Origin of the sequence: Fibrisoma montanum (assembly GCF_003583365.1) — a bacterium.
Classification (GTDB): Bacteria; Bacteroidota; Bacteroidia; order Cytophagales; family Spirosomataceae; genus Fibrisoma; species Fibrisoma montanum.
The window spans coordinates 138,392-153,912 of record NZ_QXED01000010.1 but is presented as its reverse complement, the minus strand read 5'-3'; the positions used below and the strand labels follow the sequence as shown (position 1 = coordinate 153,912).

Genomic DNA, 15,521 nt, shown 5'->3' with positions numbered 1-15,521 from the left:
GAATGGCTGGCACTTCTGAATTATACCCCAGATATGCTTTCTGACCGGGACTACCTGCTCACTATCCGTGGCTTAACAAAAACGTTTTCGGGCGTGAAGGCGCTGGATAACGTCGAACTGACCGTGCGGGAAGGCGAAGTCCATGCACTGATGGGGGAGAATGGGGCCGGCAAATCTACCCTGATGAAAATTCTGATGGGCTTGTTAAGCCCCGACTCGGGTGAGATTACGCTCGAAGGGCAGGCGTTGAAAAATGGCAGCGTCAACGAAGCCATGAAGCGCGGCATAGCCATGATCCACCAGGAGATTATGGCGGTGCCGGAACTGACTGTAGCGCAAAACATTTTTCTGGGGCGCGAAACGACGGGCGGCCTGTTCGGCTGGCTGAACGACAACCGCCTGAACCAGCAGGCAAAGCAGCTCCTCGACCAGATAGGCGTCAGCATTCGCCCCGATACGCAGATGAAGTACCTGAGTGTGGCCGAGATGCAGATGGTAGAAATTGCGAGGGCCATTTCCAACGACGCCCGCGTCATTATCATGGATGAACCAACGTCGGCGTTGTCGGACAAGGAAGTCACTACGCTGTTCGGTATCATCCGGGACTTGAAGCAAAAGGGCGTGGCCATCATCTACATCTCGCACAAGATGGACGAGATTTTTACGATTGCCGACACCATCACGGTTTTGCGCGATGGCCAGTACATCGGTACCAGACCAGCCGCCAAACTCGACATCGATACGTTGATTGCCATGATGGTTGGCCGGCAGCTTGACAGCCTGTTTCCGGAGTCGACTATCCGCACAGGGAAAGAAGTCCTCGCCGTTCGTCAGCTCAGTCGGGCGGGGGTATTCTCGGACGTGAGTTTCACGGTACACGAAGGCGAGGTGCTGGGCATCGCCGGGCTGATGGGGGCCGGCCGGACCGAGATTGCTCGTGCTATCTTTGGGCTTGATCGCATCAGCAGCGGTGAAATCCGGATCAAAGGCCAGCCGGTGACGATACGGTCACCACAGGATGCCATTCAGCACGGCATTGGCTACGTTAGCGAAGACCGGAAGGGGTGGGGCTTTGTACCACGGTTGTCGGTAAAGCAGAATATTACGTTAGCCAGCCTGCAAACCTACGCCAGCGGACTTTTGATTCGGGAGAAGAGCGAAACCGAGGCCGCTACCAAACTAATTGCCGATCTGCGCATCAAAACGGCCGGCCCGGATCAGGAAGTGATGTATCTGAGCGGTGGCAACCAGCAGAAGGTAGTCATCGCAAAGGTCTTGCTGGCTTCGCCGGACGTGATCATCCTGGATGAGCCCACCCGCGGTATTGACATTGGCGCTAAAGCCGAAATTTATAAACTCATCAACCAGTTGAAAGCCAACGGCATCGCCATCGTTATCATCTCGTCCGAACTGCCGGAGATCCTGGGATTAAGCGACCGGATACTGGTGTTGACAAAAGGAAAACAAACGGCGATGCTTTCCAGGGAAGAAGCGACGCAGGAAACCATTATGGCGTACGCCATGCACTATTGAACCCATGAAAAACGCGATCGATACCTACTTCAAACCGGTGCGGGAGTCGTACAAAACCCGCGTCAGCCGCCTTGGAAAAGCCGGGATTTTTGTGGCGTTCATCGTGATTTGTGTTATACTTTCGCTGGTCACACCCCGCTTTCTGACCGTCCCGAACCTGATGATTATCGTGACGCAGGTATCGATCAATGCGTTGCTGGCGTTCGGAGTTACGTTCGTTATCATCACCGGTGGCATCGATCTGTCGCTAGGTTCAATGGTGGCCGTAACGGGCGTAGTCGCAGCCCTGTTCGCCCGCCAGGATACGTATCCGGTGATCGTGCCCGTTCTGGCCGGATTGCTGAGTGGTGTGCTCTTCGGGGCTTTCAACGGGTTCGTGATTACCCGCAGCAAAGTCCCGCCGTTTATCGTTACGCTGGGCACCATGACCATCGGGCGTGGGCTGGCTTTGATCCTGAGCAAAGGCCGACCAATCTCTAACTTATCCGACTCATTTAATTTTATCGGGGGCGGTCAGGTGCTGGGCGTACCCATGCCGATCATCATTCTGATCAGTATGTTCGCGGTTTGCTCTGTCATCCTGAAAAAGACCGTACTGGGGCGCTATATGTACGCCGTGGGAGGCAATGAGCAGGCAACCAGAGCGTCGGGTATCCAGATTAGCAACATCAAAATGGCGGTTTACACCATGAGTGGCCTGCTGGCAGCTCTGGCCGGGATTGTCCTGACCTCGCGCATCACGACGGGCCAGCCCAACGCCGGAGCCGGGTTTGAACTCGACGCCATTGCCGCGGCCATCATCGGAGGCACCAGTACGTCGGGCGGCACCGGAACCATGACGGGTACGTTGATTGGCGCCTTGCTGATCGGCGTCATCAGCAACGGTCTGGATTTACTCAACGTATCGTCGTATTACCAGCAGGTTGTGATGGGCGTCATCATCATCGGTGCCGTTGTGCTGGATAGTGTGAACCGGAAGTAGTCCGGGCCATCTTTGGGTCAAGCTCCAGCTTGGCCTGTTAATGTAAAGCTGTACTACTAAGGCCAAGCTGGAGCCTGGCCCAGACAATACCATGAAATCGACAGTCCTGACCTTAGTTATCACGGCATCACTCCTTACCGGCTGTAGTAACCAATCCACCGAAAACAGCCAGGGCGACGGGGGCAAAAAACTCGTTGTGGGGGCTACCATGCTCAGCATGCAAAACGAGTTTATCGTCAATGTCAACGACGAAATGGCCAGGAAAGCCGAGCAGGCCGGCGTTGATCTGATCACCGTGGATGCGGAGCGGTCGGCGTTGAAGCAGGTCGAGCAGGTGGAAAGCTTCATCGCCCAGAAAGTCGACGCTATCATCATGAACCCCTGCGAAGTGGAGGCCAGTTCGCCGGCCGTAGCAAAAGCCCTGGCCGCGAAGATTCCCATCATCAACGTAAACTCCGAAACCAGCACCAAACCGTCGGCCTTTGTCGGTTCCGACGATGTGGAATCCGCCCGCATGGCGATGACGTTCATTGCCGAAAAACTCGGCGGAAAAGGGAACGTCGTGATGATGCACGGGTACATGGGGCAGGCTGCCCAGATCAAACGGGAGCAGGGCGCCCGGGAAATTTTGAAACAGTATCCCGGCCTGAAGCTCATCGCCCACCAGACCGCCGAATGGGACCGGGCCAAGGCCATGAGCCTCATGGAAAACTGGATTCAATCCTACGGGACCGAAATCAACGCCGTATTTGCGCACAACGACGAAATGGGTATGGGTGCCGTAAAAGCCCTGACCGACGCCGGACTGAAAACCAAAGTCATTGTTGTCAGCATCGACGCCATTCCGGATGCATTGCAGGCCGTTCAGAAAGGAACGCTGGACGCTACGGTGTTTCAGAACGCCGAACAGCAGGGGTCGAAAGCCATCGAGGCTGCCGTAAAACTGGCTAAAGGCCAGTCGGTTGAGAAAGAAACGCTGATCCCGTTTCAGCTGGTCACGAAAACCAACGTGGCTCAGTTTATGAAAAAGCCCGACTAACCGAACCGGGTAAATTCGGGAAAAATTCGTCTTTTCTTCATAGTCTATCAGTTGACTTAAACCTGCCTTCATGAAAACCCAACGCCGAGATTTTTTACAACAGGCTGCCAGCTTACTGGCGGTAGGCGGCCTGTCGACCTGGACGGATTCCGTTGCCGCTTCGGCGAGCAATGCCAATAAACCGTACGTCGTGTTCGTAACCGGCGATCATGAATACAGCAGTGAAGAAACAATGCCGCTGTTTGCTGCCGAACTGGAAAAAAACTACGGCATGCGGACAACTGTCCTGAAGTCGGTGCCGGACTACAACGGCGAAAAAGACATTCCCGGTCTCGAAGTCCTGAAAGAGGCCGACCTGGCGGTGTTTTTCCTGCGGTGGCGCTTGCTGCCCCAGGAGCAGCTCAATCACATCGAGAATTACCTGAAATCCGGTAAGCCGGTGATGGGTTTCCGCACGACCACCCACGCGTTCAACTACCCGGAAGGCGACGACCGTCGGCGGTGGAATGCCTTCGGAGAGTTTGCGTTTGGGAGTCCTCCGGGCTGGGGCGGTGCGGCCAAGCATACGCACTACGGCCACAACAGCACCACCGACGTAACGGTCATACCCGAAGCCGCCAAACACCCCATCCTGACCGGCGTTGAGCCGAGCTTTCACGCAGCCTCGTGGCTGTATCGGGTCAAGCCGGACTACCCACCCAAAGGGGCGGTGCCCCTGCTGATGGGCAAAGCGGTTAATCCCGACAAGGAGGCTACTGAGAATCCAGTGGCCTGGACCTGGCAGAACCAGTGGGGCGGTAAGGCGTTTCTGACCACGCTGGGCCACCCCGAAGACTTCCGGGAAGAGCCGGTGCAGCGCCTGGTTATCAATGCCATTCATTGGGAGCTGGGCCAGCCGGTGCCGAAGCGGTGGAAAGGTAAAATGAACATCAACGTGCCGTATGGCCACCCTAAAAAATCGTGACGGTATGAAGCGGCTTATTCTCCAGAAAAGAAATATCTACGGTCTGCTCGTCGTCCTGGCCCTGGTCATTGGATTTAGTGCGTTCCGGTTCTACAGCGCCCAGACGCTGCAGGTGAAGCAGGGCGCCCGTATTGTCCTGCTGGGCAACAACCTGGGCTCCCGGATGATGAATTACGATCATTTCGAGACCGAGATGCACCTGCGCTACCCCGATAGTCAGCTGTACATTCGTAACATGTGCGACGGGGGCGATACGCCGGGGTTCCGGCCCCACGCCAGCCGGTTTTCACCCTGGGCTTTTCCGGGCGCCGAGAAATTCCAGACCGAGCTGGCTACGCCTTCCGAGAGTGAAGGACATTTTGACTCGCCGGACCAGTGGCTTACCCGCCTGAAACCGGATGTGATCATCGCCTTCTTCGGCTACAACGAATCGTTTCAGGGACCGGCCGGGCTGGCCAACTACAAAGCTGAACTCGATGCGTTTGTTAAGCATACGCTGAAGCAGCCCTACAACGGCACGACGCCCCCGCAACTCGCGCTTGTTTCGCCGATTGCGTTCGAGGATTTGTCGGCCATGTATGACCTGCCGAACGGTAAAAAAGAAAACGTGAACCTGGCACTGTACGCCAAAGCCATGAAGGAAGTGGCCGATCAGAACAACCGGAACGCCGGAACGGTCATCTATGTCGATGCGTTCACGCCCTCGCAGAAGTGGTACCAGGACAGCAAAGAACCGCTGACCATCGACGGCTTTCAACTGAACAACGAAGGCTACAAAAAGCTGGGCGTTTTGCTGGCCGACCAGGTCTTCGGCAAGGTGCCGGTCAAGGCAGAAGCCAACCGCAAGCTGGTGTACGACGCCGTTATCGAGAAAGACTGGATGTGGCACAACGACATCAAAATCCCGAATGGTGTGCACGTCTACGGCCGTCGCTACAACCCGTTCGGGCCGGACAACTACCCGGCAGAGATCGAGAAGATTCGCGAGATGACGGCGAACCGGGATACCGCGATCTGGCTGGCGGCTGCCAAAGGGCAAAAAATGGACCTGGCTGCCGCCGATGCCCGGACCCGGCAATTGCCCGAAGTAAAAACGAATTACAACCCTCAGAAAAACGGTAGCCTGACGTATCTCTACGGGCAGGATGCGCTCAGCAAACTGAAAGTGCCGGAGGGTTATAAAATTGAACTGTTCGCGTCGGAGAAGGAGTTTCCTAACCTGGCTAAACCGATGCAGATGTCGTTCGATAACAAAGGCCGGTTGTGGGTGGCCTGCATGCCGAGTTACCCGCACTACAAGCCGGGTGATCCGAAGCCGGACGATAAGATCATCATTCTGGAAGATACCAACAACGACGGCAAAGCAGACAAGGAAACGGTTTTCGCTGATAAACTGCACCTGCCGCTGGGTTTCGAAATTGCACCGGAGGGCGTGTACGTATCGCAGGGTACGAACCTGAAGCTGTACGTCGATACCAACGGCGACGACCGGGCCGATAAGAGTGAGATCCTGCTGAGTGGCTTCGATGATCACGATACCCACCACAACAGCCACGCGTTCACCACCGATCCATCAGGAGCCATCTATTCCGGCGAAGGCGTGTTCCTGCATACGAACGTAGAAACACCGTACGGCCCCGTTCGGGCTACCAACGGCGGCTTCTACCGCTACGCCCCCCAGCTTAAAAAACTGGAACGTACCGCGCAGCTGGCCATCCCGAACCCCTGGGGTATTGCCTTCGACGAGTGGGGCCAGCCCTTCTTTGCTGAAACGTCGAGCCCCGACTTCCGCTGGATGCTGCCCGGTACGGTGCTGCCGCGCTACGGTGAATCGACGCACAAATCGAAGCAGTTGATCGAGGAAGCCCACCGTGTGCGACCAACCTCCGGGGTCGAGTTTGTATCGAGCCGCCACTTCCCGGACGAGGTACAGGGCGATTTTCTGATCAACAATACCATCGGTTTCCTGGGTACCAAAATGCACACGCTCGAAGACGAGGGCACAGGTTACAAGAGCCGCCACCGGATGGATCTGATCGTGAGCGACGACCGGAACTTCCGGCCGGTGGACATGGAGTTTGCGCCGGATGGCTCGCTGTATGTCATCGACTGGCATAACATCCTGATCGGGCACATGCAGCACAACGCCCGCGACCCGCTGCGCGACCACATGCACGGACGGGTGTACCGAATTACGTACCCGTCGCGGCCGCTGGTGCAGCCCGCCAAAGTCGCCGGTGCATCGATTGACGAACTGCTGGACAATCTGAAACTACCCGAATACCGCACCCGCTACCGTACCCGTCGCGAACTGCGCGGCCGGAACACAGATGAGGTGTTGGCGAAGCTGAATACGTGGGTGGCGAAGCTCGACAAAAACGACCCGCGCTACGAACACCACCTGCTCGAAGGGCTGTGGGTGAGCTGGGGCCTGAACAAAGTGGATCAGAAACTCCTGCGCCAACTGCTGAACGCAAAGGATTACCGGGCCAGAGCCGCGGCTGTTCAGGTCGTACGTTACACCGGTCACCAGGTGGCGGATCAGGCTAATCTGCTGATGCAGGCGGCTCGGGACGACAACAGCCGGGTTCGGTTGATGGCCATCGTGGCCGCTTCCTGGCTTGGCCCGGAAAAAGGGCTGCCGATTCTGGCCGAAGCTCAGAAGAAGCCACTGGACGACTGGATGGTACACGCCCATGAAGCGGCTGTGGCGCACCTCAAAGGCGAACCGGTCAAGAAAGAAAAGGAGATTGCCACGACCTCGAATCTGCGGGGCGAAGACCTGGCGCTGCACACGCTCGGTAAGCAGCTTTTTGCCAAGGAAGGGTATTGCATCACCTGCCACCAGCCCGATGGCAAGGGGCTGGCCGCATCCGGCTTCCCGCCGTTGTCGGGTACCAAATGGGTGCTGGGCGACGAAGAGCGGCTGATCAAAATTGTGCTGAAAGGCTTGATGGGACCGATTGAGGTAAATGGAAAAACCTACCCCGGTCAGGTTCCCATGACACCCTACGGCGGGTTGATGAACGACCGCGAGGTAGCCGCCGTGCTGACGTACGTGCGGAATGCCTTCGGTAATCAGGCCGCGCCGGTCTACCCCGATAAGGTAAAGAAAGTCCGGGCGACTATCGAAAGCAAAAAGGATTTTTACACTCCTGAGCAGTTGCTTAAGGAACACCCGATGGAAAAAGATGTGTCGGCCCGATAATACTGTGCCGTGAATTATAGCCAATGATACGGAATCAAAATCAGCGGATTTCTGTCATCCCGACGACAGAAGGGATGACAGAAACAATGAATCAATGGCTTAGCTAACAAGTTATTACCTCACTAGCATCCATAATTCATGTTGCTTCAGGGTCAGGGTTTCAGGTTCAGCTTGTCAGCCCGGCTGACGTTTAAGTTGGAATGTTGACCTTGACACGTAACATGTCAAACCAGTTTCCTATGCCTTCAGCAACTGAATCAACACAACGCTCACCCATCGGCTTCAACCTGTTAGCCTGGTCGGCATCGATATCGGAGAAGATGCATCCCATTACCGAACGGCTCAAAACCATAGGCTACGATGGCATCGAATGCTTTATCGACAACCAGGACGTCAGCGCATATCGGCAATTTGGCGATCACCTGAATCAGCTTGGCTTGCGGAGCACGACCGTGATGGTGATCGGGCCGGACGAGAACCCGGTGAGCGAATCGCCTTTGGTTCGGGAGAAGGCCGTTACGTACCTGAAAGGGGCCATCGACCGAGCCCACGCCATGGGGGCCACGCTGATCGCAGGACCTATGCACTCGGCCTTCGCAACTTTCAGTCGACGGGAGCCGCAGCAGGACGAATACGCCCGCAGTGCCGAAGTACTTCATGCCGCGGGTGAGTACGCCAGACAGGCCAATATCGTGCTGACACCCGAAGCGCTCAACCGCTTTGAGTGTTACCTGTGCAACACCATGGCACAACTGGAGTATCTGATCCGGCTGACCGACCACCCGAACGTACGGGCCATGTTTGACACGCACCACGCCAACATGGAAGAGAAACGCTTCCCGGACGCCATACGTACCATTGCGCCGGTGCTGGCCCACGTCCACATCAGTGCCAACGACCGCGGTACGCCCGGCGACGACCACATTCCCTGGGACGAAACGTTCCGGACGCTGGCTGAGGTGAACTATACGGGCTGGATGACGATAGAAGCCTTCACGCGCAACGACGTTGATTTTGCCAATTCAATCGGGGTCTGGCGCGAATACAACGACCCGTGGCACATCGCCGAAAAGGGCCTGCCGTTTATCAAAACGATGCAGGAAAAGTACGCGAAAAAGGAACTGGTCTGAGATCGACCGGCTGGAGTGTTATTGTTGATTCTGTAAAGCCGGAACTACCCATCTACCCGACGAAAAAACTCGTCGCGGTACGTATCGCCGATAGGGATCACCGCCTTACCGATATAGATTCGGTTGCGCTCGATGGACTCAATTCGGTTGAGGGCGACGATGTAGGATTTATGCACCCGCACAAAGCGACTGACTGGTAGTTTCTCTTCCAGGTGCTTCATGGTCTGCAAGGTCAGCAGGCGCGTGGGGTTGGCAGGCTGGCCCGTGTACAGCGAAACGTAGTCTTTCAGCCCCTCGGCATAGAGAACGTCGCTCAGATCGACTCGCTGGAGCCGGTATTCCGTTTTAACGAAGATAAAGTCGGGTATACCCTCAGCCGCCGGGGCTACCTCGGTAGGTTGACGCGGTTCCGGGTGGGAAACGGCACCCGGGCCAGGGAGGAGCTTCTGCACCGCCCGGTAGAATCGCTCGAATGAAATGGGTTTCAGCAGATAATCCACTACGTCGTGTTCGTACCCGTCGAGAGCGTACTCCGAGTAGGCGGTGGTCAGGATAATACGGCAACGGTTACCAACAATCTTAAGAAACTGAATCCCCGTTAGCTCCGGCATCTGGATATCCAGCAGTACTACGTCCACCTCACCGGCCTGCACACGCTGCAAAGCCGCAATAGGGCTGGTTGTGGTGCCAACTAACTCAAGAAACGGCACTTTACCCACGTAATCACCCAGGATCGTGAGCGCCAGCGGTTCGTCATCAACGACTATAGTACGGAGCATGGCGAATAGGTGAATGTTGTATTGGAAGTTTAGGGGATGAACAACTCAGTAATAGGCACAATCAGTCAACCGGTACTGCCTCGCGCCGTAAACCTACAAACGTACCGCAAGCCGGCAGGCGTAGGTCTGCTCATCGTCGTCAATGTGCAGCGTGTATCGGTTGGGGTACAACAAATCTAAGCGTCGGCGCACATTCGGCAACCCAATGCCCCCCGTAGTATCTTTCTGATGGTGGCTTTTTTTGTTTAGAATGTCCGCCTGTAGCTGCCCCTGCCGTACGCTGAGGTGAATGACAAGGGGCTGCTTAGGGTCGGTCAGGTCACCGTGTTTGAAGGCGTTTTCCACGAACGAAATGAGTAGCATCGGTTCTATACGATACAGGTCGGTGTTGCCCTCAACGTCAAACTGTACCTGCGCGTTGGGGACCCGAAGCTTTTCCAGATCAACCAGATTCTGCACGTATTGAATCTCTTTTGTGAGCGGGACTTTGTGGGCTGTTTCTCGGGAAACGGAGCCGTTGCCGGTTGGTGCTGGTGCGGGGCCGGTACTTTCATAGAGCATATAGCGCATCAGGTCCGACAGCTTCAGGATAGCGCCCGGTGCGGCATCCGACTTGGTGTAGGCCAGTGCGTAGATGTTGTTGAGCGTATTGAACAGAAAATGCGGGTTAATCTGCGACTTCAGAAACGCCAGTTCGGCCGTTGTTTTCTCGCTGACCAGCGCCTGTCGCTCCTGCTGATGCACAAACCAATCTTCGATCAACTTGAAGAGGATGCCCAGCCCAACGGCGGTAAAGGCGTAGTATTGATTATCCTGAACGTAGTACCTAATCGTCAGGTTGCTGGGGTCATAATTGATAGAATTGAATAGGATGGATGCCAGTTGCTGCTCAATCAGGTAACGAACCGCGACGAAAAAAAACAGCGCCCCGACCGAGCCGACAAGAGCCGCCCAATACTGTCGACGGTCCAGGAAACGATTCAGGATAACGACATGCTCGAACCAGGCCGTGAGCAGAAAGACCAGGTTGAAGGTGATCCCAAATAAACTATACTGGTAGCCCGTTTGGCTGGGGTTGATGAGGTTCAGCGAAATGGGTAGTAACAAAAGCCCGACATACAACAAGTTGCGAACGCGGGCGCGGTTGGGTCGAAGGGATACAGTCATGGGTATTGCTGTAAAGTCGAAAGAAGGAGCGGAATACCTGTTGTAAACGGCTATTCTGGCATGATACAAACGTCTGACCTGGGGAACGGAATCCCAACGCCGTTCGACCAACTCCCTTTTTTTGCCGACCAACAGCCCCCGCACTTTCGTCAGGTGTTGGACGATTAAACCGGCGGGTTGGTCGAATTGAGTCGTTGACTGCCAGGGGGCTGCTTCACTTTTGTGTCATCAATCGCACAACAAAAAACGCAACCCCATGAAAACGTTCATCACCTTCGCTCTCTTTCTCTTCGCCTGCTTTGCCAACGCCCAGAACCAACCCCTCGACGTATTGATGGTAGGAACATCGCACAGCTACGGCAAGCAGCCCGTTGAGAAATTCGACGTACTCATCGACAAGATCGCTGCTTTCAAACCCGATGCCGTATTTGGCGAATTTCTGTCGGCCGAGGATTACGACGCTATCAAGGAGTACTGGAATAAGAAGGCAACTGAAAAACGTTTTGCCTATCTCAACAGTCTCAACTATCCGACGCCCGCCAACCCGGATCGGTTCATCCGGCAAACGCTTGAACGGCTGCGCAAACACCCGAACCTGCATCAGGATCGGATGAAACTGGCGCGGGCGTTGTACCTCAAACACGACATTGCCAATGCCCGGTACCAACTATACCGGCTGGACAAAGCCCGGCCGAACTTTGGCCCGGAGGAAGTGGCGGCTTACCAGGCTATTCTGGGCGTACCGGATTCGTTGTACAGCAATCGCTCCAACGAATACCACAACCTGGTGTTTCCGCTGATGGACAAACTCGCCATCGATCAGCTTGGCGCGATGGACAGCCAACGCCACGATCTGGCCTGGCAAGCCGCCTGGGACAAAGCAGATGCTTTATTTCGTACCTGGGAGAAAACGATGGACGATACGACCTCGGCCGATGCCCGGCGGTATGCCGCGCTGATCGCCCGAACGAAAGCGCTGGGTAAGGCCGACAAGGAAGCGGGCCTTGCGGGGAAAGAAACGTGGTATATGAACTCACCCGACGGCGACGAACTCCTCAATATTGTGAATTTCTACGGTGCCCGGCGGTTATTTGGTACCAAAGGGTTTCCTGAGAAGGAGGTTGAGGCCATGCTCGCCCAATGGCAAAACCGCAACGACGACATGGTACGCAATACCGTTGAACGGGCTCGCAAAGCCGGCGCAAAACGGGTGGTTGTGTTTGTCGGCGCAAACCACCGAAAAATCATGGTCGACGGTTTTAAGGCCACTCCGGGAGTGACCGTTCATGAGCTGAATTCGTTGTGAGGGCTGGATTGACTAACCTCACCCCAACCCCTCTCCTTTTGAAGGAGAGGGGCTTTTGACTCTGTGTTTGTAACGAAATTCTTTCGTTGGATGGGAATTTACCGCACCAGTTATTCCTTGACCACCTTCCGGTTCACGACACCGCTTGGTGTCTGGACCTGGAGCAGGTACAGGCCCTTGCTCAGTTGGCCCAGATCGAGCGTTACCGTACTGGTGCGGCTGCGGGGCGTTGTCTGCACGGCCGTTGAACCGCTCAGGGTCGTCAGCGTGAGGGTCTGGATCGGGGCGGTCGTCGGCAATTCCACGGTCAGGGTGCTGCCGGCGGGGTTGGGGTACACCTTCAACTGGTCGGCCAGCGTCGGTTCGAGCCCCAGAACAGCCAGCACCGTAAACGTACGGTCAACCGGTGTGGCGGCATTGAACGTTGTGTTGCCTTCCTGCGAGGCCCGGATCGTCACGGTACCCGGTCCCGTAATTTTGAGTTTGGTACCGGTAATCTGAGCCGGTCCGCTGCGTACGGTGAACGTAACCGGCAGACCCGACGAGGCCGTGGCTTTCAGCGTTACGTCGCCCTGATCGGTATAGCGGTCGGTGATGGCGTCGAAGGTGATCGTCTGGCTGGTTTTCGTTACCGCCCGCTGGCCCTGGGTGTACCAGACCGGCCATTTGGCGTCGGTGTAGAGCACGGTAGCATTGCCGACCACACTCAGCTTGTCAGCGGCCAGATTAATACCCGCTACGTCTTCGCGACCACTGGTTTCGGTGCTGAATACCAGTCGGTTGTCCAGACGCGAGAAGCTCGGGAAGCCCAGCGTATTGTTTTCGTACATCACCTTCAGGTTGCCTTTGCTGAGGTCGCCCCCGAGGACGTAGTAGGTGTCGTCGTTTTCGTTGAAGTAATCGAACGCAATGATGTCGGGTGAGTTCTTTGAGAACGACGGGTTACCAATGCTTTCGCCCTCGTCCAGGCTGGGAATCAGCTTCTCAATCTGGCCATCGGCGAAGTTGTTGGCGGCTTTGTCCCACACATGAATGAAACCCACGTCCCAGTAATCAAGCGGATTACCATCGGCTTTGGTCAGTTCATTATACGCGTCGTACACGACGTATTCGCCGGAGAAATCCCATTCAAAGGAGTCGGCATATTGAACATCGCCGGTCTCTACGCCTTCGGTATAGGTCGGGTTATACAGTTTGAACTGCTTCCATTTCTTCAGGTCGTAGCTGTACACCCAGATCGACGCGTCTTTCTCGTTGGTCAGAGCCGCCAGCTTTTTCCCATCTTTCGAAATCGTGACGTTGTCCCAAACGGCCTGATCCGTCAGCTTTTCTTCTTTCGGGGTTCCGGTCAGGTTAACAGCCCGGATGTAGTTGTCCGACGATACGTAGTACGCAAACTGACCATCGTCCGTAACGCTCGGCCGGTGGAGCAGCGAGGTTGCCGTTTTCTTATCAAATTTGGCCGGTGTCACGGCTACGTCCGTCGAGTACAGGTTCTGGCTTTCCGTATCGGTGAGCAGGAGCAGGTCGCGGCCGTTGGCTACCGGTACGTCAGGCTGTTTGCCGGGGTCAGGATTCTGCGTGTTCTCCGTAATGCCCACGGCGTCGAAGGCGGCTTTGGCGGCCGCTACTTCCGCGCCGGTGGCTCCGTACAGATCGCCCGTGGCTTTGATCACCGCCAGCCGCAGGTCCAGAAACTGCGACGTCCGGACGAGGTAATTCGTCAGCGCCCGGTAGTAGACCTTCTCGGCTTTGTCTTTGCCGACGCTGTTGTTGGTGGCAAACAGGTAGAAGGCATAGTTGCTGATGCCGCTGTTGCTGTGTACCCCGCCGTTGTCGTCGGTCGTGTTGTTATACTGCGCCATCGTTTTGGGCTGGTACCCACGGGTGCCCTGACCGTTCTGGTTGGGGTTCGACAGGCTCCGCATCGCGCCCGACGGATAGACCTGCGTTTTAACGATGTCTTCGCCCAGGGTCCAGTCGTCGCGGTCGATCATCGCCCCGAAAATGTCGGCAAACGACTCGTTGAGGGCCCCCGACTGGTTCTTGTACTGCAGGTTAGCCGTGTTCTGAATGACGCCGTGAGTCATTTCGTGACCGGCGGCATCGAGCGCCCCGGCCAGCGGTTTGAACGCTACGTTCCCGTTGCCGTACGACATAAACTTGCCGTTCCAGTACGCATTGTCGACACCTTTACCTTTGTCGTCGACGATGTTGATAACCGATATGATTGTGCCCCCGTTGCCGTTGAGCGCGTTCCGGCTGAAGGTCGTGCGGTAGTAGTCGTAGGCGATTCCGGCGTTGTAATGTGCCGATACGGCGGTCGCGTTCCAGTTGGTGTTGTTGGTAGACGTAATCTGGTACGTTTTCTCGTTATCGCCGTAGGTTTCGCGGGCATCCAGCGTCCAGATGGCCCCCGTTGGGCTGCCCGGCATGGTCGACCCTTTGGCGTTGAACATGGGCCGTGAGGCATCAATCAGGTAGTAGCCACCCTCGTGCTGATAGGTCTGGAAGGTACGCGAAACGCCGTTGAGGTCCCGGGCCGTTGCTTTGGATGGCCCGTCGAGTGAGCAGGTATGGTTGTATTTGTCCAGTACTGCTCCTGTCCGGGCGTCGATCACGTACTCCCAGCGTTCGAGCAGGTTGGGCCTGACGGTCAGTTGATACGCCAGGGCGGCTCCTTTCTCCGATGTAAAGACGCACAGTTCGCCCTCCACCGGTTTCATGTCGAACAGATTCGCCCCGAACGTACGAACAAGGGCTTCTTTGCCAACGTCTTTGAGGGCGCGGCTGCCGGCGTCGCTCAGCGACAGTGCAGGCTTCGTGGACAGGGTAGTCGGTACGGGTTGGTAACGGCCGTTCAGTACGGTTACCTCGCCATCGGTCAGGTGAGCAACCAGTTCGCCACCCAGCACGGGCAGTCCCTTGTGGGTTTGGGTCAGGCGCACGTGGGTCTGCCCCAGGTCGTCGGCTTCCGAGCGCATCACCTTGAAGCTGGCTTCGGGATTGTCGATGTTCAGCAGGGTGCGGACCTGCCCGAGAAACTGGTACGTTGCCGCCGTCGCGCTGACGCGGGCGTTCCGGTTGGTCCGGCCGGGCGATTTGGCGGATGGCTTACGCTCGATGAAAACCGGCAGACCCGTGGCCGTATCGCGAACCACGCGTAACCGCAGGGGCTGGCTGACCAGTTGCCGCCCGTTGGCCATCAGAGATTGCCCACCCAACCGGCTGCTGGGCAGGGGCGCTATGTCGGCACCCAGTTTTTCGGCCAGGCCGGGCGTTGGGGCCGCGGTCTTGTACTTGTGCGTAAAGCCCTGAGTGGTTGAATGTGGCTGCGTCAGACCCGGTTGCTGGGCCAGTACGGCAGAGGATAAAAGGAAGGTGAACGGGAGTAGATGTGGTTTCATGTGGTT

At 56.3% G+C, this 15,521-nt stretch carries 10 protein-coding genes; 7 read left to right on the top strand and 3 right to left on the bottom strand.

What is annotated here, in order from left to right; translation table 11 throughout:
* The first annotated feature begins 33 nt into the window (after positions 1-33).
* The 6 genes from DYU11_RS27570 to DYU11_RS27545 all read left to right on the top strand — a co-directional run bounded on the left by DYU11_RS27570 (position 34) and on the right by DYU11_RS27545 (position 8,856).
* Positions 34-1,533, top strand: a complete 1,500-nt coding sequence (locus DYU11_RS27570) for a sugar ABC transporter ATP-binding protein (RefSeq protein WP_119670964.1) — start codon at positions 34-36, stop codon at positions 1,531-1,533.
* A gap of 4 nt (positions 1,534-1,537) precedes the next feature.
* Positions 1,538-2,515: an ABC transporter permease gene (locus DYU11_RS27565; protein WP_119670963.1), complete on the top strand. Its 978-nt coding sequence runs from the start codon at positions 1,538-1,540 to the stop codon at positions 2,513-2,515.
* A 91-nt stretch (positions 2,516-2,606) separates the two neighbouring features.
* The gene (locus DYU11_RS27560; RefSeq protein ID WP_119670962.1) at positions 2,607-3,554 is read left to right on the top strand and encodes a sugar ABC transporter substrate-binding protein; all 948 of its coding nucleotides are present in this window, start codon (positions 2,607-2,609) and stop codon (positions 3,552-3,554) included.
* A gap of 70 nt (positions 3,555-3,624) precedes the next feature.
* Positions 3,625-4,518, top strand: coding sequence for a ThuA domain-containing protein (locus DYU11_RS27555; protein WP_119670961.1), 894 nt, complete (start codon positions 3,625-3,627; stop codon positions 4,516-4,518).
* A 4-nt stretch (positions 4,519-4,522) separates the two neighbouring features.
* Positions 4,523-7,726, top strand: a complete 3,204-nt coding sequence (locus DYU11_RS27550; RefSeq protein ID WP_119670960.1) for a PVC-type heme-binding CxxCH protein — start codon at positions 4,523-4,525, stop codon at positions 7,724-7,726.
* 239 nt (positions 7,727-7,965) lie between these two features.
* Entirely contained in the window at positions 7,966-8,856 is an 891-nt protein-coding gene (locus tag DYU11_RS27545; RefSeq protein WP_119670959.1) for a sugar phosphate isomerase/epimerase family protein, read from the top strand.
* Positions 8,857-8,900: 44 nt separating this feature from the next.
* On the opposite strand, the gene DYU11_RS27540 is transcribed toward DYU11_RS27545, so the two are convergent.
* Together DYU11_RS27540 and DYU11_RS27535 are read right to left on the bottom strand one after the other, a co-directional pair.
* Positions 8,901-9,635 (bottom strand): LytR/AlgR family response regulator transcription factor, encoded by a 735-nt coding sequence (locus tag DYU11_RS27540; RefSeq protein ID WP_119670958.1) that lies wholly within the window; start codon positions 9,633-9,635, stop codon positions 8,901-8,903.
* 93 nt (positions 9,636-9,728) lie between these two features.
* Positions 9,729-10,802 carry a sensor histidine kinase gene (locus DYU11_RS27535; RefSeq protein ID WP_119670957.1) on the bottom strand — a complete coding sequence of 358 codons (1,074 nt, stop codon included), beginning with the start codon at positions 10,800-10,802 and terminating at the stop codon, positions 9,729-9,731.
* Positions 10,803-11,058: 256 nt separating this feature from the next.
* On the opposite strand from DYU11_RS27535, the gene DYU11_RS27530 reads away from it, so the two are divergent.
* Positions 11,059-12,108 carry a DUF5694 domain-containing protein gene (locus DYU11_RS27530; RefSeq protein WP_229366082.1) on the top strand — a complete coding sequence of 350 codons (1,050 nt, stop codon included), beginning with the start codon at positions 11,059-11,061 and terminating at the stop codon, positions 12,106-12,108.
* 110 nt (positions 12,109-12,218) lie between these two features.
* Here the strand turns inward: DYU11_RS27530 and DYU11_RS27525 are convergent, their stop codons facing one another.
* Positions 12,219-15,515: a M4 family metallopeptidase gene (locus DYU11_RS27525; RefSeq protein WP_119670956.1), complete on the bottom strand. Its 3,297-nt coding sequence runs from the start codon at positions 15,513-15,515 to the stop codon at positions 12,219-12,221.
* Positions 15,516-15,521 lie beyond the last annotated feature (6 nt).